Here is a 21,639-nt window from a genome sequence, read left to right on the forward strand (position 1 = left end):
TGTCCCTTCGGCACCGCCCCTGTGTGACCCCACGCTAGGGAGACGACGACGCTCCTCGTAGGGCAGTTCGTCCTACGGATCAGGGACCCGTGGACCCCAACGCTCCTACCGCGGAAACGACACCCCGTCAGCCCGAACGGAGGAAGGTGAGCACGGCCAGTACCCGCCGGTTGGCCTCGGGCGACTCGATCAGGCCGAGCTTGGTGAAGATCTGCGAGACGTGGGCGTCGACGGTCTTGCGCGACAAGAACAGCTGCTCGCCGATCGCCCCGTTGGAGCGGCCCTCGGCGACCAGTGCGAGCACCTCGCGCTCGCGCTCGGTCAGCACGTCGAGCGGACCGCGGGCACGCTTGCGGGCCACCAGCCGGGAGACGATCGTGGGGTCGATCACGCAGTCGCCGTCGGCGATCCGCCGCAGGGCGTCGGACACGACGGCGACCTCCGAGACCCTGTCCTTCAAGAGGTACCCAGCCCCGGCCGGCACCTCCTCGAGCAGCCGGGCCGCGTATCGCGAGTCGAGGTAGTGCGAGAGCACGAGCACGCCGACGTCCGGGTAGCGGCGCCGGATCTCCTGAGCGGCGACGAGGCCGTCGTCCTCGTTGCCGGGTGGCATCCGGATGTCCACGATCGCCACGTCCGGCCGGTGCGCGTCGACCATGCGCACGAGGGCGTCGGCGTCTCCGCACCGTCCGACCACGTCGAAGCCCGCGTCCTCCAGCACGCGCGCGAGCCCCTCGCGCAACAGGGCTTCGTCGTCGGCGATCACGAGGCGCACGGCATCTCCACTCTCAGCAGGCCAGCGCACAACGTAGCGGTGCCACCGACGGCTCCCACCCGGTCCTGGATCTGCACCATGGTGCTCGCGCTCTGCTCGCCCGCCCCGATCGTCAGCGTCAGCAGGCCTTGCCCGGCGACCGCGTCGACCGTGACGTCATGGCCGGCCTCCAGCAGCGACTCGAGGGTGGCGAAGTACGCCGCCGACTCGACCTCGCTGGGAAACCGACCCGCGGGCAGCGCACGCGGCACCAGCCGCGGCTCCTGCTCGGAGAGCTCTTCAAGCGCGGCCGCCAGGCCCTCCTCGGCGAGCACGGCCGGGAAGAGTCCGTGGGCGACGTCACGGAGCGCCACGACCGCGGACCGCACACCCTCCTCCGCGTCGGCCAGACGGGCCTCCAGCTCGGCGTCGCCCGGGGCGATCGTGCGCCGAGCGAGTCGGATCGCCAGGGCGACCGCGACCAGCCGCTGCTGGGCTCCGTCGTGGAGGTCGCGCTCGAGCTCGCGGCGGCGCGAGTCGGCCTCGGCGACGATACGGGCCCGCGAGGCGCGCAGCTGGTGCAGCCGGGCCTGGCACGCCGCGTGCAGCCGGTCGTGCTCGAGCGCCAGGCTCGCGGTCGTCACCAGCTCGGAGAGCAGCGTGGGGTCGTCGAGCAGCCCGCGGCGGTGGACGACCGCGAACACGTCCTGCGCCGCGACGCGCACCCGCGTCGCCTCGCGGTCAGGAGGTGCCGTGGGAGTGGTCTCGCGGCCGTCGGCGTCGACCCACTCGCCACCCTCGAGCCGGTAGAGCAAGGCGATCGTGGGGTCGCCCAGAGCCGTCGCCAGCCATGCACGTACCTCCCCCGGTGCGGGCGCGGCCCCGATGTCGAGCACGAGCTGCGCGAGGGCGGCACGCGTACGACGGGCGCGCAGCCGGGCGAGCGCCACCCCGACGGCGACCAGCGCGAGTGCAACGGCCTCGGCGAGTCGGAGATCTCGGTCGGTGGGGTCGTTGGAGACGAAGCCGCGCCTGATCCCGTGCACGGCGCCGGCACCCCACAGCAAGACGGCGGCCACGGCCGGCAGCAGCACGGGCGCGGACCAGCGACGCCGCGCGGGCGAGGCGAGCACGGTCCGAGCAAGGGCGAGCAGCGCGAACGCCACCGTCCACCCCGCGGTCAGGACGAGTCCGGCCCGGCCCAGCGAGACCCAGAGATCCGGGGCGTCGGCGACGAGCACGAGGTTGGCCGGACAGGCTGCACAACCCTGGCCGGCGGGGTCGAACACCAGCGCCGACGCGACGCCGAGGACACCCACGCTGCTCAGGAAGGCGACGGCCAGCAGGCCGGAAGCCGGCCGGTCGAACCGCTGCTCGTGGAGGCCACGCAGGGCCGTCGCGGCCAGGAGCGCCGGCCACGCGGCGTACAGCAGGAGGCCCGGGGTGAAGCCGGCTCCCGCGGCCGGAGAGTTCCACTCGCTGACGAGCCAGGCCAGCGCCGTCGCGGCGAGCAGCACGGGGAAGGCCTCGCCCGCGCGCCAGGTCGCGACGGCGGCCGCCGTCAGCAGCACGGCGGCGAGCACCTCGACCGCGAGGACCGCGCGGCTCGGACCGGCCAACGACAGCCCTGGCTCTCGTCCGACGATCGCCACGGTGGCCACGCCCACGACGGCGAGGGCGGTCACCGCCGTCCAAGGACTGCGCCGGACGTGTATCGGCTTCACGTCGGCTCCGGCGCCAGGGGCATCTCGGCCACGAGGAGCGTGCCGGCTGCGGCCGGGCTCGCGACCGAGAGGCGGCCGCCGAGCGCCTCCACCCGGTCCATCAGTCCCCGGAGGCCGGAGCCGCGGGCGGGTTCGGCCCCGCCGCGACCGTCGTCGCGCACCCGCACGACGAGGTGCTGATCCGCGTGCACCACCTCGATCGAGACACCCGACGCGTCGGCGTACTTGCCCACGTTGGCGAGGGCCTCGGAGCAGATGAAGTACGCCGCCGCCTCGTGCGGCACCGGGAAGCGGCCGGGCGGGGCAGCCACGCGGACCGGGAAGCCGGCCTGGCCGGCCAGCTCGCCGAGAGCCGCCGCCAGACCGTGCTCGGTGAGCGTCCTCGGATGGACGCCCTGGGCGAACCGAGTGAGGTCGGCGCACGCGGCGTCGAGGGAGCCGGCGAGCTCAGTGATGCCCTCCCGAACGCTGCCGTCACGGACGGCGGCCACCGCGGCCAGCTCGCTCGACACCTCGGCGAGCCGCCGCTCGGCCCCGACGCGGAGCTGGTCACGCAGACGCCGGCGCTGCTCGTCGCCGGCCTCGACGAGGCGCCGTCGCGATGCCGCGACCTCGCGGGCGCTGGCGGCGTCCTCGGCCTGGAGCCGCACGTTGGCGAGCACCAGCCGCACCGCTGCGCCGACCGACTGCGCCAGCATGCCGTCGCGCAACGCGGCCGGGTCGTGCACCAGCGCCGCCACGGGTGCGCCGCCGTCCTCCACGACGGTGACCGTCCGGCCTTCGCCGGCCACCGGGAGCAGGACCGGCTGGCCGGCCTCGTCGACCCAGCCCTCGTCCACGCGGTAGGCGATCGCGAGGCGGGGATCCCCCACGGTCAGCGACAGGGCATCCCGCAGCGCACGGGGTTCCTGCCAGGCGGCGAGGTCGACGACGAGACCCGTCGCCGCCGCACGGATCGCGCGGCCCGACACCAGGTCGGCGGCGAGCGCGGCGGTCGTGACCACGAGCGCTGCCTCGTAGGTCCACGTGGCGAGGGCGCCGGTGTCAGTCCCCACAAGGCGGCCGGCCGCCGCGAGGGCGAGAGGCACTCCGACCAGGATCGCTCCCACCACGGGCACGAGCAGGGTGCGGCGCCGGACTCCCTGGGCGCTCCTCCGCCGCGCGGTGGCCACCCCGGCCACCGCGGCCATCAGGGCGATGGTGGTCCACGGCTCGCGGGCCACCGCGGGCGCCAGCCCGTCGGCGTACGCCGCTATCACGATGAGCCCGACGAGCCGCGACTTGGTGCGCCCGGTCGGGTAGGTGAGCAGGACGTGGACGAGCGGGCCACGGTGGGCCAGGGCGAGCAGGCCGACGACATCCCCGGCCAGCCACGTGACACCGGTCAGCACCAGCAGCGGCCCTGTCCTGCTGTGCCGCGCCCTCGTCCACGTGAGCACCCCGGCGGTGACCAGCGCCACCCCTGTGGCGACGTCGCCCACGCCCTCCGCGAGGGTCACGACAGCACCTGGCTCAGGCACTCCCCCGAGAACTCCGCCTTGGTGATGAAGCCGCGGGCGGACGTCGTGGCCAGCCTCCCGCGGAAAGTGCCACGCCCCCGGCTCGAGATGAGCACGACGGTGGGAGCCGACGACTGCGCGGCGAGCTCGTCGGCCACCGCGAAGCCGTCCATGCCCGGCAGCTGGACGTCGAGCAGCACGACCTGCGGGTGCAGGCGCCGGGCCTGCTCGAGCGCCGAGGGTCCGTCGTCGGCCTCCCCGACGACGTGGAACCCGTCGGCCTCGAGCAGCGCCCGTGCGCTCGCTCGGAAACCTGCGTGGTCATCGACGATGAGCACGGTCCAGGCCACGTCAGCATCGTTCCACGGTGAGGAGTCCGCCGGACTACGACAGCGCGGCGCAGATGGGGTCGAACACCGACATGTCGCCGTTCTCGAAGGCGTCGATGAACGGCTGCTGTCCCGACTCGGACACCAGGCCGTCCGGCCCGAACACGGTGCGGCCGACGCTGTGCATGACCTTCTTGTGGGTGGCCGGGTCGGTGTACACGTTCTCGCCGACCACGGTCTCGACGGCCGAGTCGAGGTCGCCCGGCAGCGTCAGCTCGGTGGTGGTCTTCTGGCGCTGGGTGTACTCCACCGCCTTCCCGGTCAGCGGGTTGCTCCAGTAGGCGTGTGTCCACACCTCGTGCTTCACCCGCCGCACGAGGTTGCCGTCGGCGTCGTACCACCGCGTGAAGTCGGCGTCCTCCACACCGTTGTCGTGGATCACGAACGCGTCGGCCCCGGTGCCGCACACCAGCTCCGTCTGCGGCTCGGCGACCTTCACCTCGTGGATGGATCCGGTGCAGATGGTCCCCGCGCCCAGCGGCTTGCAGGTGTAGAGGTCCGGAGGCGCCGGGTTGAGGTCCTGCGGCGAGGGCGGCGCAGCCACGGGGCTGGGCGAGATCGTCAGGACGCCGACCGTCGCAGCGGCGGCCAGGGCCGGGGTCAGCTTGTTCAGGTGGATCATCGAAGGCTCCTTCGGGTCGGTGGTCACTGCCCAGCAGCCAACCGCCGGCCGATGTCGTGGCGTAAGCAGGCCAGCACCCCTCCACCCCCGGGACAACCCCCGGGTCCTCCCGCACGACCGGGGTGGTTGACCGATGCTCGCGCCAGCCCACCCGGCGTACGTTCGCCGCATGAGACGGTCGCCGGCACTGCTCCTCGCGGGCGCCCTGACGGGCCTGGTGGGGCTGACCGGCCTGTCCGGCTGCTCGATCGGTGGCGGCGAGCGGGTGGGCGGGGCTCCGGCGCCGCATGCCCACGAGCTGACGATGCTCAGCGCCTTCGGCCGCGGTGAGGTCACCCAGTTCACCGACGAGGTGTCGCGGCTGTCCCAGGGCGAGCTCGTCATCCGTCTGGTACCCGTCGCGAGCGACAGCACCGACTACGAGGCCGATGTCGTCAAGCGCCTGCAGGACGGTGAGGCCGACCTTGCCGTCGTGGGCACGAGAGCGGGCAACGACTTCGGTGCGCCCGGCCTGGCCGCGCTGGGCGCCCCCTTCCTGTTGGACAGCTACCCGCTCCAGGAACGCGTCCTCAGCGGGCCGCTGGTCGACACGATCCTCGAAGGCGTGCGGCCGGCGGGTCTGGTCGGGCTCGGCATCCTGCCCGGCCCGATGCGTCACCCACTCGGACTGACCCACAGCCTCGCCACTCCCGACGACTTCCGGGGGCTCACCCTGGGCACCCAGCAGTCGGACGTGGCCGACGCCACGCTGCGGGCTCTCGGTGCGACGCCGCGTCGGATGCGTCTCGACATGTCGGCCCCAGGCGCGTTGGACGGGCTCGACGGGATCGAGTACCAGGTGACTGCCGTCGAGAGCGGCCGGCTCGACGCCGACGGCTCCCACCTGATGACCAACGTCGACCTGTGGCCGCGCTCGATCGTCCTCCTCGCCGACGACGAGGCCTACGACGGATTGACCGTCCACGAGCGCGAGCTGCTGCGCACTGCCGCGACCAACGCCGTGCCCGGGAAGGCCGAGGCCGAGCGCGGGTTCGAGGCGGAGGCCGCCGCCAACCTGTGCCGGAAGGGGAACACGGTCTTCGACACGGCCAGCCCCGGCCAGCTGCGCGCGCTACGTCGCGCGGTCCAGCCGGTGTACGACGACCTGGCGCGCGACGCGGCGACCCGAGAGGTGGTCGAAGCGGTCGAGGAGGTCAAAGCCGATCTGGGCGAACCCGCCGCCGAGGTCGCCGCATGCACACCGGCGTTCGGCGCCACGAGCACGGGAGAGCCGACCGTCATCGACGGCGCGTGGACCATGGACACCGACCGGAGCGCCGCGATCCCTGAGTACTTCGACGAGAACTGGGGCCACTGGGTCTTCGTGTTCGACCGGGGGAAGTTCGGGATCACCCAGGAGAACGAGACGTCCTGCACCTGGGGCTACGGCACGTTCGCGGTCAACGGCAGACGTATGGCGATGACGTTCCTGGACGGTGGTGGCATCGCTCCCAACGGCGCCACGAACCGGCCGGGTGAGTACTTCGTGTTCGACGTCAGCGCCTACCGCGACACGCTCACCCTCACCGCGGTCGACGGCGAGATCTCCCCTCTCAACTTCCGGGCAGAGCCATGGCGCCGGCTGTCCACCGCTCCCGACGTGGAGCAGTTCAGCAACCGCTGCTCGCCGCCGGTGGAGGCGTTCGACTAGTAAGGGCTGATGGTCACCATGGCGCTCGGTGTGCAGGTCCGGCGCACCGGCACGTGTCCGCAGCCACCACTGGCGATCGCGACGCCAGGGTGCCGGCGTTTCCGCCGCGGCGAGTGCGGAGCCTGATACTGGACGTACGCGTCTCCAGAGCATGACAGCCGGACCAGAGGGGTTTGCTGTGGGCGCAACGGACGAGGTGGGCGCCGATCGCGGCGACCGCTACAGCGCGCTGTACGCCGAGCATGCGCCGCGCGCGCTCCGCTTCGCCTTCCTGCTCACCGGGGAGCGCGAGCTGGCGGAGGACCTGGTTCAGGACGCGTTCATCAAGGTGATGGGTCGCTTCGGCGACCTCCGTCGCGAGGAGGCGTTCGCGACGTACCTGCGGAAGACCATCGTGAACCTGTCCTACGGCACCTTCCGCCGGCGCCGTGTCGAGCGGCAGTACCTCTCCCGCGAGCGCCGCTACAGCGGCGCCTCGGCCCTGACGTCCGGACCCGACCTCGACCGCGACGACGAGCTGTGGTCCCGACTCGAACAGCTCCCGCCGCGACAGCGGGTGGCGCTGGTGCTGCGCTACTACGAGGACCTGTCCGAGAAGCAGACGGCGGCCGCGATGGGCTGCTCGCTGCGCACCGTGAAGTCGTTGGTGAACCGGGGTCTGGTCGCCCTGCGAGCCCAGGAGGCGTTCCATGAGTGATCTCGAGAACGCCCTCCGCGAGAGCCTGCACAGGCGCGCCGCCGAGGCCCCGGACGCGGCTCCCGCGAGCGTCCGGTTGCTCGGGGCGGTACGCCGTCGTCGCGCGCTGAACTCCGCGCTGTTCACCGCGGCGACGGTCGCCGCCGTCCTGGCGGTCGTCCTGGGCGTCAAGCTGGTGACTCCGCGCCCCATCGAGCCGGTGCTGCCGCCCGAGCCGAGGTCCGCGCCGTCGATGGCGTACGTCGGCACCGACGGTTCGATCCGGGGACGCGACACGAACGGGTCGACGACCGTGTGGGTGGACGGCCCACGCCTCAGGGACCTGTGCGGCGTGCCGTGCTTCCCCGCCGAGCTCGCATGGTCGCCCGACGGCCGCACCTTGGCGGTCCTCACGGGTCCCGCGTGCTGCCTCGAGAGCACGCAGGTGAGCGTGCTGGTGATGTCCGCGGGCGGTGCGGACGCCCGACGGGTCTTCCAGTGTCCTGACGGAACCGGGTGCTCCGACGGGCTTCCGTACCGCTTGGCTTGGTCACGCGACTCGCGGTCGATCGCGTTCTCGACGACGCGCGAGCTGTACGTCGTTCCGCGCGACGGCGGCCCTGGAGACCTGGTGTGCACGTGTGGGGCGTTCGGCCTCGCATTCCTGCCGGACGGACGGCTCACGTACGTCGACCACGGCGCCATCGAGGCGGTGGACCTGTCGTCAGGGAACGCTTCGACCCTGGCGCGGTACACGGGTGCGACCGACGCCGCCTGGTCCCCCGACGGCCGCTATGCCGTCGTGACCACGGACGACACGTTCTTCTCGGTCGTCGACTTCTCGATGTCGCCGCCAGCACAGGTACAGCCCCGCCACGTGGCCGGCCTGTTCGTCCGTTGGTCGCCGAGCGGCGACAGGTTCGTCTACGTCGCGTCGATCGGCCACACGTACCCGACGGTGCGCAGCGAGCTGTGGGTCGCGGCCCCGGGGCAGCGCCCCCGGATGCTGCACCGTTTCCCGCACGTGGCCGGCGGTCTGGCGCCGCCCGTGTGGTCTCCGGACGGATCCACCGTCGAGCTCTACCAGGGCAACGGAAACGGAGCCGACGGGACCATCTCGCTCGTGGACGCGACCACCGGCGACGTGGTCGGCACTGTCTCAGGAGCTGAAGGTGGCGCGGCGTGGCAGCGTGCGCCCGGTAGCACGGAGTAGCTCGGCCGGACAAGAGGCCGGCGAACCAGCGAAGCCTGGAGCGCCGGCGCGGCGTCTGGCGAACATGAGCACGACACACCGCAACGCGCTGGCCCTGGTTGCTGCCTGGACGGTCGCCCTCGCGCTCGCCGCGTGCGACTCCCAGGGTGGGCACTTCTCGCCGTCGACGGACACGCCGATGGTCGCCGAGCAGTACCTGGGCCTGCCGGTCGAGCCCCTGGACGATGTCGAGGATCTCGACCTGCCGTTCCCAGGGCTACTCGCCGTCGGCCCCAGCGCCGACCGGGTCTGGCTGGGAGCCCCCGAGGGCCTCGCGTGGCTCGACGTGAATGACGCAGATGCGCACGTCGTGGACCGGCTGCCCGGCGCCTACCTCGCGTTCGTCGGCGACGACACCATGTACCGCGCCGGTTTCCAAGCTCAGTCGATCGCCAAGTACGACCTGTCCGGCCAACCGCGAGAAGTGAGCCGAGGCGCGGCGCGCTGGCCGCTCGGGGTGGCCGCCACCCGCGACGTGCTGTGGCTGACCAACCACAGGACGAGCACACTGCTGAGGCTGGACCCTGACGACCTGCGCGTGACCCAGAGGATCCAGCTGGGGCACGCCGGCGTCGATGACGTGATCGGAGCGGGCGAGCTGGCCTGGGTGGGCGACACCCTGTGGATGATCTCGATCGGCGATCCGACCGTCTACGCGGTCGACGGACATACCGGGAACGTGCTGCGCGAGGTGTCACTGGGCGCTGAGGACGCTGCCGGCCTGAAGGCCACCTCAGCCGGCCTCTGGTCGTGGGTCGGCAACCGCACCGACGACCCCGGCTACGACTCGCTGGTGCTCGTCGATCCCGACCGAGGCACGATGATCACGCGAGTCCCCCTCCGCGAGCCGGCCGACCTCGTGGGCGACCAGGTCGCCATGGTCTCGGATCCGGTGGAGGTGGACGGCGAGATCTGGGTCGCGTTCGACCAGTACGTCGTGCACCTCGACGCCCACCACGACTGGAGACCCGATCGGGTTCTCGGGCTTCCCGATGGCACCGCGGTCATCAGCACGGTCGTCGCCGGCGACTACCTGTGGTACGAAAGCCCGCTCCCGGCACCACATGTCTCCCGCGTGCCCCTCGACGACCTGGCGCCGTGACCCCGACACCTCACGGCTCACGTCGACGGGCGGTTCCCACCCGGCGCGGCGACAGCCTGCTGACGGTTCGATCCGGAGAGCTCCGGCCAGGCCCGGGCTACCAGTGCGACTCGTGCGACCGCGAACAGCCAGGGGACGGGGAGTGCGAAACCGATCCAGAAGACCGCCTCGAGCGGCAGGAGAGCCAGGTTCAGGACCGCGCCGGCCTTGCGGCTCTGCCACAGCAGCCACCCCGAGTAGACCGCAGCCAGCACCAGGCCGGCGTACGCCACGAGGAGGGTGACCACACGGTCGTCAGGGAAGCTGGAGGACCAGGGACCGCCGTACATGTCGAACAGCCCCCAGAGCGAGGGAAGTCTGCCGTTCTCGGCGAGGAAGACGGCGACCGGCACAGCCGGGACGCCGAACATGGCGCCGTACGCCCAGGTCACCCACGCTGCTGTCCGGGATCGGGGCGTCGAGGTGCTCTCCTGGTGGATGCTGCTCGTCTGCGGTGACTCGCCCCAGAGGGCGGACATGAGGCGCTCGTAGCGGCGTCGGCCGACCAGCCGCCAGACGACCTTGATCGGTCCGGGTATCCCGGCGAGCATCAGGGCGGACTGCGTGGGGTCCGCGGTGGCGAGCATCTCGCCCATGGCGATGAAGCGTTGCGTGGGCGTGAACTTGCTGAAGGCGGCCTTCCCGGCGTGGTCCCACTCGGCCTGGGTGATGTGGGCGGCGATCAGCGGCACGACGTCACGTTCCTCCTCGGTGAGGTGCTCCATCAGCCGCTCGGTCACGGTGCTGAGGGCGCTCGCGAGTGCTGTCGACGTGTCGGTGGTGGGTGCGGCCGCCCACGCCGTCAGCTGTCGCTGGGTCTCGTCGAGCGCGTCGTGGAGGCCGGAGTGCTGCTCTTCCATGCGGCGGATGAGGGCTCCCGACATGGTGGCCCGTGCGTGCAGCGCCGGCCAGATGAACTCGTCCTCGGTCGCATGGTGGGCGTGAAGTCCGTCGAGGTGGAAGCCGACGTACTCCGACACCGCGTCCGTGCGCGTCGCCGCACCCGGTCTCAGCACCGCAGCCTCGGCCTGTTCGAACCCGCGCCGGATGAGGCTGTGGATCAGAGCCATCTCCCACGGGTCGGACACTTGGGCAGCAGAGATGTGAGCGGTCATGGTGACTCCGTACTGATTCACTAGTGAGCCTCACTAGTGATCGACTCCTGCTAATTTGAGGGCCGTGGCGAGGACTGTCAAGCCCCCGAAGCGGACCCGACGAGAGCGGGCGGCGGCGACCAGGGAGCGGATGATCCGCGCTGCGATCGAGGTGTTCACTGAAGCCGGGTACGTCGGTGCACGGATGAGCGACATCGCCGAGCGCGCCGATGTAGCCGTCCAGACGGTGTACTTCACCTTCCACACCAAGGCCGAGCTGCTCCAGGCCTGCTTCGACTTCGCCGTGCTCGGGCCGGAACAGCTCCCGCCCATGCAGCAGCCTTTCTTCGCCGACTTCCTCGCCGCACGCTCCGGCCGCAAGGCTCTCGACGCCTTCGTCCGTGGCAACACCGCGATCCTCGGACGCTCCGCAGCCATCAAGGAGGTCGCGGAGTCAGCGCCGCACGAGCCCGACGCGGCCGCCGTCGTCGCACACGGCGAGCGCCTGCGCCGCGAGGGTCTGGCTCAGGTCGTGGGCCTGCTCGACGAGCGGTTCGGGCTGCGCGCCGGCATGGCCGGCGACGATGCCACCGACCTGCTCCTGATGCTGACCTCGTCCGGGACCTACCTGACCCTGCAGCGCTACGGATGGAGCGACGAGAAGTACGTGCGGTGGCTCACCGACGCACTCGCGAGGCAGCTGCTCGCACGACCGGGGCGCCTCGGGTCGGAACGCTGACCTGCGCCACTTCTCAGCGCTCGCAGCCGATGCGCGTCTCGCCCTCGCACCGGTCGACACCTGCTCCACCTCTCACGACGTCCTGACCAGACCCTCCGATCAGCTCGTCGTACCCGTCGCTACCGACCAGGACGTCGTCCCCCGCCCGGCCCGCGAAGACGGAGCGATCCGTCGCCTTCCACCCCCATCGGGACTGGAGAACGTTGGGGCCACTGGTTCCCTTGATCGTCACCTTCCCGATCTCCTCGGAGCGGACGTTCTCGAACCCGACCGCTTGCCGCGTCACCTCGGAGGTGCCCTGCCTGTCGCGCAGGAGTCCGCTCGCGAGATCGAAGGTGAGGCGGTAGGGGTAGCTCTCCCTGTACGACCTGCGGTAGACGAACCAGTCGGTCCCTTCACCTCCGTCGAACACGGCTCCTGGAGCGCCACCGTTGAAGACCACGGTGTCCTGGCCCCCGTTCATGGACACGTGGAGGGGCCACTTCGGGACACGATTCTCGTTGACCCCGAACGTGCTCAACCTCTCGGCGCCGTCCGAGCCGACGAACGTGAGGGGTCCCGAGGCCGTGGCTCTGAACAACGAGAAGCTGCGGACGCCGGCGATCACCGTGTCGTCACGCAGGATTCGCTGCGAGACGTTGTCGATGGTCCAGGCTGGATGCCCGTCCGGGAGCTGCAGCTTCACGGTCAGCTCGTCCGCCCCGGTGCCGCCGTCGTAGCTGCCGCCGACGACCTCCCCGTCGAGATCGACATTCAGGAAGTCGAACCCGGCGCCGAGGCTGACCGTGTCCTGCCTGTCGGCGTAGACGTCGTCCGACGCGCTACCGGTGGCGATCACGTCCGCGTCGGTGTCGGCACTGATCACGTACATGTGGCCGGCAGTTGTCCCCGACACCTCGTCCATGCCTGGGCCCGGCTCGATCCACAGGGAGGCAGCGTCGAACTGCGCCAGCGTGGAGTCGATCCGGTCGTCCCCGCTACCGGTGAGGTACTGACCGCGCACCAGGCCCGAGACGCAGACGAGATCGTCCCCGCCACGGGTGTCGACACCGTCGGATCCGTTCGTGACCACGACGTCCGGCAGCTCGGTGCCGATCAGCGGTTTCCCGGGCGTCCCCACGACCGTCGGCACCTGGCCGAAACACGACTCGACGGTCGCCGCCGAGCTCGACGGCGACGCCTGCGGGACCGTCAGCACGGCGAGAAGCAACGGCCACAGCGCGAGCTGACGTGGTCGCATCAGTCCTCCCAAGCGGCGCGGAGCCGGCCGTTCACGGTTCCAGACCAGGCTCCTCAACCGTCCGCAGCGTCGCCTAGGGCCATTGGCCCCGACCATCTCTGCCAAGAGGCCTCAGTCCAGGTCCGTGTGGGCGGTACCCCTGGTCGTGTCGACGGTGTCCCACATGGTCGTCTCCTGTCTCGGGTGGCTGTCGTGCGACGACGCTGCCGCGCGACGCAGCCCGACCACATGGGGCAGGACCGACACCTTCCTCGTCGGTGCTGTGTGGCGAACCTGTCGGTCCTCCCCCATGTGGTGCCGTCCCTCCCGACGGATCGTTGTCGGGTCGACACCGGCACATTCCCGAAGCTGAGGATCACGCAATGACGCTCACCTCGACCATGCCAGCCGTTACCGAGTTGCGACCCCAAGGTCGGATCCACATCGTCGGTGCCGGGCCGGTCGGACTCTTCCTGGCCGCACTCCTGCAGGAGGCGGAGGGTCAGGAGATCCGCCTCTACGAACGGCGGTCGGAGTACACCCGGACCCGGATGGTCTCGCTGGCCAAGTACCTCGTCGCCGACTCGATCGAGAGCTACCGGGAGGACCCGGTCGACGGGCAGGACGTCGAGGCGCTCTACGACCCGGTGGAGCTCGAGGCCCGGCTGGCCTACCGGCGTACGGTCGCGCCCGACCTGCGCGCCCTCCTGGAGGAGTGGTCGCGCGGGTTCGTCCGCCTCAACGACGTCGAGAGCCGGCTGACCGAGCTGATCGAGTCCCGCGACACCGGGACCGTCGACCGCAAGTCACACACGGTGACCCCCGACGAGGCGCTGGAGATGCTGGAGCCCGACGACATCCTCGTCGACTGCACCGGCACCCGGTCGTTGATGCGCGACCTGCTGCTCCCGGGCGCCGACCTCGACGCGCCCGGTCGCAACACCCAGCAGTTCCACCTCGAGTACTCGCTGGTGATCACCTTCCTGTACGGCGAGCACTACGAGTGCAACGAGTACTGCAAGTACTACAAGAACGTCGACAGCACGGGCTACAAGTTCATCCCGGCCGTGCACCGCACCTGCTACGACAACGGCGTCACGCACGTCACCGGCATCGTGAGCATCAGCAAGGAGGAGTTCGAGGCGATGCCGTCGCGGTTCGACGGCGCCTGGCTGCGCGAGCACTTCCCCGGCGTCGCGGCCTCCATGGACAACTTCATCGACCAGGTGAAGCGCGAGACCAACGGGGAGCTGATCGGCGATCTCGACATCACCCGGATCCCGCTCGACGTCTACCACGCCTGGCACAACACGACCCGCCGATGGAGCGAGTCGGGGCTCGACCACCCGCTCGCCCGTACGCCGGTGTTCCTCCTGGGCGACTCGGCCATCGGGTCGCCGTACTTCCAGTCGATCTCGCTCGGCTTCGAGTGCGCCTTCTTCCTGGCCGGCCACCTGGCCAACAGGGCGCTGCCGATGTCGCTCGTCAACGAGCGGTACGAGACCTTCATGTACCAGCAGTGGCTGCGCGTCTACATGCGCAGCCAGATGATCAAGCACAACAAGGACCTGCTCCAGGTGGTCGACGACACCGACAGGCTCCTGGCCAGGCTGCACGTCTACTGAGGTCGACCCCGGGACGCGACGCTACCCAAGGTCTCGCGGCGCGGGTGATACTGCAGCGGTGCGGGCGCTGCTGTGCCGCGAGCTGATCGGGCGCGATCAGCCGCTCGACATTGCACGCGCGGCGCTGGCCGACGCCCGGCGCGGCTCGGGAGGCGTGCTCCTCGTCAGCGGGGAGGCAGGAGTCGGCAAGTCCCGGCTGGTGAGCGAGCTGGTCGCCGGTGCCCGCGAGTCGGGCATGCAGGTGCTCTTCGGCCGGGCCGTCCAGGCCGACGTACCGATCCCCTTCCGGCCGTTCTCGGAGGCGTTCCTGAGCCACTTCCGGCGGCAGGGCCTGCCCAGCCTCCCGGAGCTCGCGCCGTTCCGGCCGGCGCTCGGCCGGCTGCTGCCCGAGTGGCGGACTGCGGGCGAGGCGACGCACGAGCCGCTCGTGGTGCTCGCCGAGGGCATGGTCCGGCTGCTCACCGCCGCGGCCGGCGAGGCCGGGGCCCTCCTGGTGCTCGAGGACATGCACTGGGCGGACCAGGAGACGCTCGAGGTGCTGGAGTACTTCGCCGACGTGCTCCGCACCCAGCCGGTGCTGTGCGTCGCCACCGTCAGGTCGGAGGAGGCGAGCCCCGCGCTCCGGCTGACGCAAGGACTGAAGGCGGCCCGTACGGCGACGGTCCTGGAGCTCGACGCGCTGGCAGCCGACGACCTCGGCCGGATGACCGCCGCGTGCCTGGACTCGGTCAGCGTGCCGGACGGGGTGCCGGACGGGTTGCTGGAGTACGTGCGCACCTGGTCCGACGGACTGCCGTTCATGGTGGAGGAGGTCCTCGCCGGCGCGGTCGGGGCCGGTGTCTTGGCGTGGGACGGGCACGGGTGGTCGTTCGACACCGACGCCGGACCCCTGCTGCCGGTGAGCTTCGTCGAGAACGTGCGCGGCCGGCTGCGCGGGCTCGGTCCCGAACCGGCTCGCGTGCTGCGAGTGGCCGCGGTCCTGGGACGGCGTTTCGACTGGACGCTGCTCCCTGCCGCCGCGCAGGTCCCGGACCTCGAGGTGATGACCGCGCTGAGGGCCGGGGTGGACGCCCAGCTGCTCGTGGCCGAACCCGGTGCCCAGTTCCGCTTCCGGCACGCCTTGACGCGGGACGCGGTGCTCGACGACCTGCTGCCGGCCGAGCGCGCACTCGTCTGCGCTGCGGTCCTCGACGTCGTGGAGGCGTCCCACCCGGGGCTGCCCGGTCAGTGGTGCGAGGTCGCGGCCCGGCTGGCCGAGGGATCCGGCCAGCGCGAGCGCGCCGCCGGCCTGCTGCTGGAGCTCGGACGCCGGTCGCTCGCCACTGGGGCGCTCGGCTCCGCGGAGCAGATCCTCGACCGCGCCCGCGCGGCGACGTCCGACGCCGCCCTCGTGGCCGACATCGACGAGGTGGCGGCCGAGGCGCTCGCGCTGGCCGGGAAGACCGACCAGGCGATCGTCGTCGGCTCCCGGGTCGCCGACCAGCTCCGCATCATCGACGGCCCGGCGACACGGCGCGCCAACGCCCACCTCGGCGTCGCCCGCGCCGCCGTCACGGCGTGTGTCTGGGAGGTCGCCGAGGATCACCTCGCCCGGGCGCGCGAGTCCGCGACCGCCGCGGCGGACGACGGTCTGAGCGCACGCGTCGACACCGTGGCCGCCCACGCCGCGCTCGGGCAAGGACGGCCGGGGACGGCCCTGCCGCTGGTCGAACGCGCGCTCGCGACGGCCGAGGAGCTGGGCCTCCACGAGCTCGCCTGTGAGGCGCTCGAGGTGATCGGCCGGTGCTGGCGCCTCAGCGACGCCGCCGCGAGCGAGCAGGCGTTCGACCGGGCGCGCGTGATCGCAGAGACCCACGGCCTCGCGCTCTGGCGTACTCGGGCCACGAGCGAGCTCGCCTGGCTCGACACCCTGACCGGTGGCGGCGACGAGCGGCTGCGCAGCGCCCACGACCAGGCGCTGGCCTGCGGGGCGTGGGGCATCGTCGCGCACCTCGAGCTCGCCTACGGGCAGTGGTACCTCCTGCGGTTCCGCATGGACGAGAGCCTCGAGCGGCTGCGGCGCTGCGACGAGCTGTCCGAGCGCCTCGGCATGCCCGTCCTGCTGGCGATCGCTCATGCCTCGGAGCTCCTGGTGCACGCGGTGCTGGGTCATGCCGACGGGGTCGAGCGGTCCGCGGAGGCCGCCCGGGCTGCGGTCGGCGACGACCCCGGGGTGAACGTCATGGTGCTGGCGGGCCTCGGCATGGCCGCGCTCGTGGAGGAGGACCTCGACGCGACGCGCGACTTCTTCGCCCGCGCGAACGACGAGTTCGCCCGCCTGCCCACCACGCCCCAGGACCCCACCCGCGGGCTCAGCGTGCTGCTCTCGGTGCACGACTCGACCAGCGCCGGAGAGGCTGCCGCGCTCGTCGCTGCCGCCGACACCGCCGACGCCGCGATGACCAAGCTGGCTCGCGGGTACCTGAGGTTCGCCCGGGCGGTGGCACTGGGCCGTGCCGGCCGCACCGCAGAGGCGGAAGCGGAGTTCACCGAGGGTGAGGCGCTGCTGCGCGAGATGGCCGACGGGTGGCTGCACCACGGGTTCCGGCTCGCCGGCCCGGCCGCCGTCGACGACGGTTGGGGTGACCCGGGTCGGTGGTTGCTCGAGGCCCTGGGTGGCTTCGAGAGCCGCGGGCTCACCCGGGGGGCCGACGCCGTGCGAGCCCTGATGCGGGGAGCGGCCATCCCGGTGCCGCGTCGGGGCCAGGCCACGCCCGGCCTGCCGGCACGGTGGGCCACCGCGGGAGTGACCGCCCGCGAGGCGGAGGTGCTGGCCCTGCTCGGCGAGGGACTGACCAACCAGGAGATCGCCGACCGGGTGTTCCTGTCGTCGCGCACGGTCGAGCGACACCTGGCCAACGTCGGCGCCAGGCTCGGCACCCGGTCGCGCTCGGAGCTGGTCGCGCTCGCCGCGCGCGACACTGCCGCCGACTGACCTCGGTCACCACACGGCGTACGTCGCGATGCCGGGCAGACCGACATCGAACGCCGCCCCCGCGAGGAAGATGTCGGCCCTCCCCCATGTGGCGGGGCCGTGTCGGACGGCACTGTCGGTGTGTCGCGGAGCCACCAGGGCTCCACCGAGGCACCAGGAGATCCCAGATGACCGCCACCCTTCACCACGTCGCGCTGACCGTCACGGACATCGAGGAGAGCGTCTCCTGGTACAGCGACCTGTTCGGGTTCAAGGAGCTCGCCCGCGAGGAGCACCACGGCGGCAACGGTGGCCACGCCGTCGTCCTGGGCCCCGAGGACTGGTCGATGTTCGTCGTCATGAACGAACACCCGACCAACGCCGGCGAGGCGTTCGACCCCGTCCGCACCGGGCTCGACCACGTCGGCTTCACCGTGGCCGACCGCGAGACGCTGGACGAGTGGGTCGCCAAGCTCGAGTCGCGGGGCGTCACCTACAGCCCGGTCACCGAGCACGGGTGGGGCTGGTCGCTGAACTTCCGCGACCCCGACGACGTCCAGCTCCAGCTGATCGCCTTCGCCGGCTCCTGACGTTCCCGTGGACACCACGACCGAGGGGCGGATGCCGGCGGCCTTCATCGGGCACGGCAACCCGATGCACGCGATCCGGCCCAACAGGTACACCGAAGCCTGGCGTGAGTTCGGTCGGTCGGTGCCCCGTCCGCACGCGATCCTGGTGATCTCCGCGCACTGGTACACCAACGCCACCGCGGTCACCGCGATGCCGCGGCCGCGCACCATCCACGACTTCTACGGGTTCCCCCAGGAGCTCTACGACGTGAGCTACCCGGCGCCCGGCCTCCCGGAGCTCGCCGAGCACGTCGCCGACGTGGCCAGCCCGACCTGGGTCGGGTGCGACATCGACTCGTGGGGCATCGACCACGGCACGTGGTCGGTCCTCGTGCACGCCTTCCCGGACGCGACGATCCCCGTCGTCCAGCTGTCACTCAACGCGTTCAAGGGGTTCGACTACCACCTCGAGCTGGGCCGCCGCCTCAACGAGCTGCGCGACTCCGGGGTGCTGGTCATCGGCAGCGGCAACGTCGTGCACAACCTGGCAGCCGTCGACAAGAGCCGGCCCGACGACGCCTTCACGTGGGCGTCGCGGTTCGACGACGCCGCCCGTTCGGTGCTGACGAGCACGACGCCCACCGAGGTGGCCGCGCTCGACGCGCACCCGGACTTCGGCGACGCCCACCCGACCCCCGACCACTACCTGCCACTGCTGTACGTGGCCGGGATGGCCGGCGAGGAGCCCATGTCGCTGCTCGTCGACGGCCACCAGGCCGGCTCGGTCTCGATGGCTGCCTACACCGTCGGACTGGACGTCACCGCACAGAGCTCCGTGACGGAGGCCTGACCGATGAACGCCGTGACCTTCGCCGGGGTCATCTCCACGTTGATGTTCCTGGGGAGCAACCTGCCCATGGTGGTGCAGGCGGTCCGTACCCGCGACGTGTCGTCGTACAGCCGCGGGTACCTGGTCATGACGAACATCGGCAACGCGGTCTACACCGTCTACGTCCTGAGCCTGCCGGCCGGCCCGATCTGGCTCCTGCACCTCGTCTACACCACTGTGTCCGCCTTCATGCTCCTGCTCCACGTGTGGTGGACGCCCAGCGGTGCGAGCGGACGCGGCGGCGTGGACGAGGGCATGGACGACTTCGACGACTTCGAGGACTTCGAGGACGTCGTCGTCGCCGGTTTCACCGTCCTGAGCACCGCGACGTGTGCCTGAGCGGGCGTCCGCGCAGCGGGGTCTCGAGGGGGCGGCGGAGGTCAGCGACGCCATCGGGCTCGCGCCGGGATGGCAGCCCCTCAGGGGTCGGCTGTTACCGTTCCTGGTCCCCGGCACTTCTGCCGGGCCTCAGGGCAGACGCCTCGTTCTCTGTCGGACCTTCCCGGTCCGGTGACGCTCCCGTCGCCTCCTCTGAGCATTCAGAGGAGCAACATGTCCGTGTCGTCACCCGTCCCCAGCACGTCCTCGTCGAGGCCCGCCGGCAGCTCCGCGGTCGTGTACTGCGAGGGGCAGTTCGGCGAGCAGGACGGCAAGACCGCCAACGGGCTGGTGCGGCACTCCGAGAAGTACGACGTGCTCAGCGTGATCGACAGCCGGCACGCCGGAGGTGACGCCGGCACGATCCTGGACGGCGTCCCCAACGGCGTCCCCGTGCTGGCCTCGCTGGCCGAGGCCGTCGCGCACGCCGGACGCGTCCCGGACCACCTCATCTGCGGCCTGGCGCCGGCCGACGGGCTGCTCTCCGAGGCGCAGCGCGTGGTGCTCCTGGACGGCATCGCCCGTGGCATGCACGTCGTCAACGGGCTGCACGACTTCCTCAACGACGACCCCGAGTTCGTGGCGGCCGCGCTGCTGCACGGCGTGACGATCACCGACGTGCGTCGCCCCAAGGACAAGAAGGACCTCAAGCTCTTCTCGGGACGCATCTTCGACGTGACGTGCCCGCGCATCGCCGTGCTGGGCACGGACGGCGCCGTCGGCAAGCGCACCACGGCCACGCTGCTGGTGCGGGCCCTGAACGACGCCGGCGTGCGGGCCGTCCTGGTCGGCACCGGTCAGACCACGATCATGCAGGGCGGCAAGTACGGCGTCGCGCTCGACGCCCTCGTCCCGCAGTTCTGCTCCGGGGAGGTCGAGGACCAGGTGGTCCGCGCCTTCGAGGGCGAGGACCCGGACGTCATCGTCGTGGAGGGACAGGGCGCCCTTAGCCACCCGGCGTACCTGACCTCGGCCCACATCCTGCGCGGCAGCCGTCCGGCCGGCGTGATCGTGCAGCACGCGCCCGAGCGGCGGGTGCTCGGCGACTTCCCGATGGTGGCCGTGCCGACCGTCGCCAGCGAGGTCGCCCTCATCGAGAGCTTCGCCGACACCCGCGTCATCGGCATCACCGTCAACCACGAGGGAATGGCAGACGATGCGGCGATCGGGCGCGCCATCGACGAGATCGAGCTCGACCTGGGCCTGCCCGCCACCGACCCGCTCACCCGGCCCCTCGAGCAGCTGGCCGCCATGGTGCTCGAGGCGTTCCCGTCCCTGAAGGAGTCGCGCGCCGTCGTGACCCGATGAGCGCACCGCGCGTCGAGGTCGACCTCGACGCGATCGAGGCCAACACCCGGTCGCTCGTGGACCGGCTCGGCCGGACCGGCATCCGGGTCACCGCGGTCACGAAGGCGGTGCTGGGCTCACCCGGTGTCGCCGAGGCGATGCTGCGCGGCGGCGCGGTCGGCCTGGCCGACTCCCGGGTGGAGAACCTCGCACGCCTGGACTCGGCCGGCGTCGGGTCAGCGCGAACACTCATCCGCTCGCCCATGCTCAGCCAGGTCGACGCTGCCGTCCAGCACGCGTCGACCAGCTTGAACACCGACTCGTCGGTGCTCGAGGCCCTCTCCCGTTGCGCTGCTCACCGGGGTGCGACACACGCTGTCGTGCTCATGGTCGAGCTCGGCGACCTGCGGGAGGGGGTGCTGCCTGTCGACCTGGTACCCCTCGCCCTCGCGGTCCGCGGCATGGCCGGCCTGAGCCTCGCCGGCATCGGCACCAACCTGGCCTGCCAGCACGGCGTGGCGCCGGACGACCGCAACATGCAGCGCCTGTCCGAGCTGGCGGACGAGGTCGAACGGGCCGTCGGGTCCGCCCTGACCATCGTGTCCGGCGGCAACTCGGCGAATCTCGGGTGGGCCCTGGGCGCCGCCGACACCGGTCGCGTCGACGAGCTGCGCCTCGGCGAGGCCATCCTCCTAGGTCTCGACCCGCTGACCCGGTTGCCGGTCGAGGGCCTGCGGACCGACGCCTTCTCCCTCGTGGCCGAGCTGATCGAGGTGGGCGACAAGCCCCGCGTACCTTCGGGCGACCTGGGCCAGACGGCCTTCGGCCGGCGTCCCCCGCCCCGAGCGGGAGGGTCGTGCCGTCAGGGGATCCTCGCCCTCGGCCGGCAGGACGTCGACCCGGACGGCCTGGTGCCCCCGGAGGGGGTCACGATCCTCGGGACGAGCAGCGACCACCTCGTGGTGGACCTCGGGGACCACGAGGCGACCGTCGGCGGGGAGCTCGCCTTCGGGGTCGGCTACGGCGCGCTGCTCCGGGCGATGACCTCACCCTTCGTCGCGACGGTCGAGCGTCGCGCGGTATCTCCGCGGCTTCCGGCGACTCTTCGAGGACACAGCCCTGTCTCGAGGTAGGTGGTT

The 21,639-nt window shown here is 71.6% G+C and carries 19 protein-coding genes; 12 read left to right on the forward strand and 7 right to left on the reverse strand.

Annotated features, from left to right (window positions below; all coding sequences use genetic code 11):
• Positions 1 to 127 precede the first annotated feature (127 nt).
• Genes ISU07_RS15730 through ISU07_RS15750 form a run of 5 tightly spaced genes read right to left on the reverse strand, consistent with a single transcriptional unit; the run spans position 128 to position 4,988 of the window.
• Positions 128 to 775, reverse strand: a complete 648-nt coding sequence (locus ISU07_RS15730) for a response regulator transcription factor (protein ID WP_194707772.1) — start codon at positions 773 to 775, stop codon at positions 128 to 130.
• On the reverse strand, positions 763 to 2,439 hold the full coding sequence (locus tag ISU07_RS24865) for a histidine kinase (RefSeq protein WP_194707773.1): 1,677 nt from the start codon (positions 2,437 to 2,439) through the stop codon (positions 763 to 765). The genes ISU07_RS15730 and ISU07_RS24865 overlap by 13 nt, the downstream gene beginning before the upstream one ends.
• Before the next feature lie 35 nt (positions 2,440 to 2,474).
• Positions 2,475 to 3,977: a sensor histidine kinase gene (locus ISU07_RS15740; protein WP_194707774.1), complete on the reverse strand. Its 1,503-nt coding sequence runs from the start codon at positions 3,975 to 3,977 to the stop codon at positions 2,475 to 2,477.
• Positions 3,974 to 4,327: a response regulator gene (locus ISU07_RS15745; RefSeq protein WP_194707775.1), complete on the reverse strand. Its 354-nt coding sequence runs from the start codon at positions 4,325 to 4,327 to the stop codon at positions 3,974 to 3,976. The genes ISU07_RS15740 and ISU07_RS15745 overlap by 4 nt, the downstream gene beginning before the upstream one ends.
• 34 nt (positions 4,328 to 4,361) lie before the next feature.
• The gene (locus ISU07_RS15750) at positions 4,362 to 4,988 is read right to left on the reverse strand and encodes a hypothetical protein (RefSeq protein WP_194707776.1); all 627 of its coding nucleotides are present in this window, start codon (positions 4,986 to 4,988) and stop codon (positions 4,362 to 4,364) included.
• A 169-nt stretch (positions 4,989 to 5,157) separates the two neighbouring features.
• Between ISU07_RS15750 and ISU07_RS15755 the strand changes: the two genes are divergently transcribed.
• From ISU07_RS15755 to ISU07_RS15770, 4 genes are all read left to right on the forward strand, one after another.
• Positions 5,158 to 6,678: a TRAP transporter substrate-binding protein gene (locus ISU07_RS15755; RefSeq protein ID WP_194707777.1), complete on the forward strand. Its 1,521-nt coding sequence runs from the start codon at positions 5,158 to 5,160 to the stop codon at positions 6,676 to 6,678.
• A gap of 178 nt (positions 6,679 to 6,856) precedes the next feature.
• Positions 6,857 to 7,375 (forward strand): RNA polymerase sigma factor, encoded by a 519-nt coding sequence (locus ISU07_RS15760; protein ID WP_194707778.1) that lies wholly within the window; start codon positions 6,857 to 6,859, stop codon positions 7,373 to 7,375.
• Complete coding sequence (locus tag ISU07_RS15765; protein WP_194707779.1) at positions 7,368 to 8,567, forward strand: WD40 repeat domain-containing protein; 1,200 nt, start codon at positions 7,368 to 7,370, stop codon at positions 8,565 to 8,567. Before ISU07_RS15760 ends, ISU07_RS15765 begins: the two co-directional genes overlap by 8 nt.
• Before the next feature lie 64 nt (positions 8,568 to 8,631).
• Positions 8,632 to 9,708: an NHL repeat-containing protein gene (locus ISU07_RS15770; RefSeq protein ID WP_194707780.1), complete on the forward strand. Its 1,077-nt coding sequence runs from the start codon at positions 8,632 to 8,634 to the stop codon at positions 9,706 to 9,708.
• A 17-nt stretch (positions 9,709 to 9,725) separates the two neighbouring features.
• On the opposite strand, the gene ISU07_RS15775 is transcribed toward ISU07_RS15770, so the two are convergent.
• A complete protein-coding gene (locus ISU07_RS15775) occupies positions 9,726 to 10,862 on the reverse strand; it encodes a hemerythrin domain-containing protein (RefSeq protein ID WP_194707781.1) in 1,137 nt (378 codons plus the stop codon).
• Between the two features lie 64 nt (positions 10,863 to 10,926).
• On the opposite strand from ISU07_RS15775, the gene ISU07_RS15780 reads away from it, so the two are divergent.
• Entirely contained in the window at positions 10,927 to 11,580 is a 654-nt protein-coding gene (locus tag ISU07_RS15780) for a TetR/AcrR family transcriptional regulator (RefSeq protein ID WP_194707782.1), read from the forward strand.
• 13 nt (positions 11,581 to 11,593) lie between these two features.
• Here the strand turns inward: ISU07_RS15780 and ISU07_RS15785 are convergent, their stop codons facing one another.
• Entirely contained in the window at positions 11,594 to 12,820 is a 1,227-nt protein-coding gene (locus tag ISU07_RS15785) for a hypothetical protein (RefSeq protein WP_194707783.1), read from the reverse strand.
• Between the two features lie 362 nt (positions 12,821 to 13,182).
• Here ISU07_RS15785 and ISU07_RS15790 point away from each other — a divergent pair, with 362 nt between their 5' ends.
• The 7 genes from ISU07_RS15790 (at position 13,183) to ISU07_RS15820 (ending at position 21,633) form a co-directional block, all read left to right on the forward strand.
• Positions 13,183 to 14,424, forward strand: coding sequence for an FAD-dependent monooxygenase family protein (locus ISU07_RS15790; RefSeq protein ID WP_194707784.1), 1,242 nt, complete (start codon positions 13,183 to 13,185; stop codon positions 14,422 to 14,424).
• Between the two features lie 58 nt (positions 14,425 to 14,482).
• The gene (locus ISU07_RS15795; RefSeq protein WP_194707785.1) at positions 14,483 to 17,398 is read left to right on the forward strand and encodes a helix-turn-helix transcriptional regulator; all 2,916 of its coding nucleotides are present in this window, start codon (positions 14,483 to 14,485) and stop codon (positions 17,396 to 17,398) included.
• Between the two features lie 167 nt (positions 17,399 to 17,565).
• Positions 17,566 to 17,967 (forward strand): VOC family protein, encoded by a 402-nt coding sequence (locus ISU07_RS15800; RefSeq protein WP_194707786.1) that lies wholly within the window; start codon positions 17,566 to 17,568, stop codon positions 17,965 to 17,967.
• A 7-nt stretch (positions 17,968 to 17,974) separates the two neighbouring features.
• A complete protein-coding gene (ygiD, locus tag ISU07_RS15805; protein WP_323742643.1) occupies positions 17,975 to 18,796 on the forward strand; it encodes a 4,5-DOPA-extradiol-dioxygenase in 822 nt (273 codons plus the stop codon).
• A gap of 3 nt (positions 18,797 to 18,799) precedes the next feature.
• Positions 18,800 to 19,174: a hypothetical protein gene (locus tag ISU07_RS15810; RefSeq protein ID WP_194707787.1), complete on the forward strand. Its 375-nt coding sequence runs from the start codon at positions 18,800 to 18,802 to the stop codon at positions 19,172 to 19,174.
• Positions 19,175 to 19,387: 213 nt separating this feature from the next.
• Positions 19,388 to 20,521, forward strand: coding sequence for a DUF1611 domain-containing protein (locus tag ISU07_RS15815; protein WP_194707788.1), 1,134 nt, complete (start codon positions 19,388 to 19,390; stop codon positions 20,519 to 20,521).
• A complete protein-coding gene (locus ISU07_RS15820; RefSeq protein WP_194707789.1) occupies positions 20,518 to 21,633 on the forward strand; it encodes an alanine/ornithine racemase family PLP-dependent enzyme in 1,116 nt (371 codons plus the stop codon). The genes ISU07_RS15815 and ISU07_RS15820 overlap by 4 nt, the downstream gene beginning before the upstream one ends.
• Positions 21,634 to 21,639: the final 6 nt, after the last annotated feature.

This window comes from Nocardioides islandensis, assembly GCF_015352455.1.
Lineage (GTDB): Bacteria > Actinomycetota > Actinomycetes > Propionibacteriales > Nocardioidaceae > Nocardioides > Nocardioides islandensis.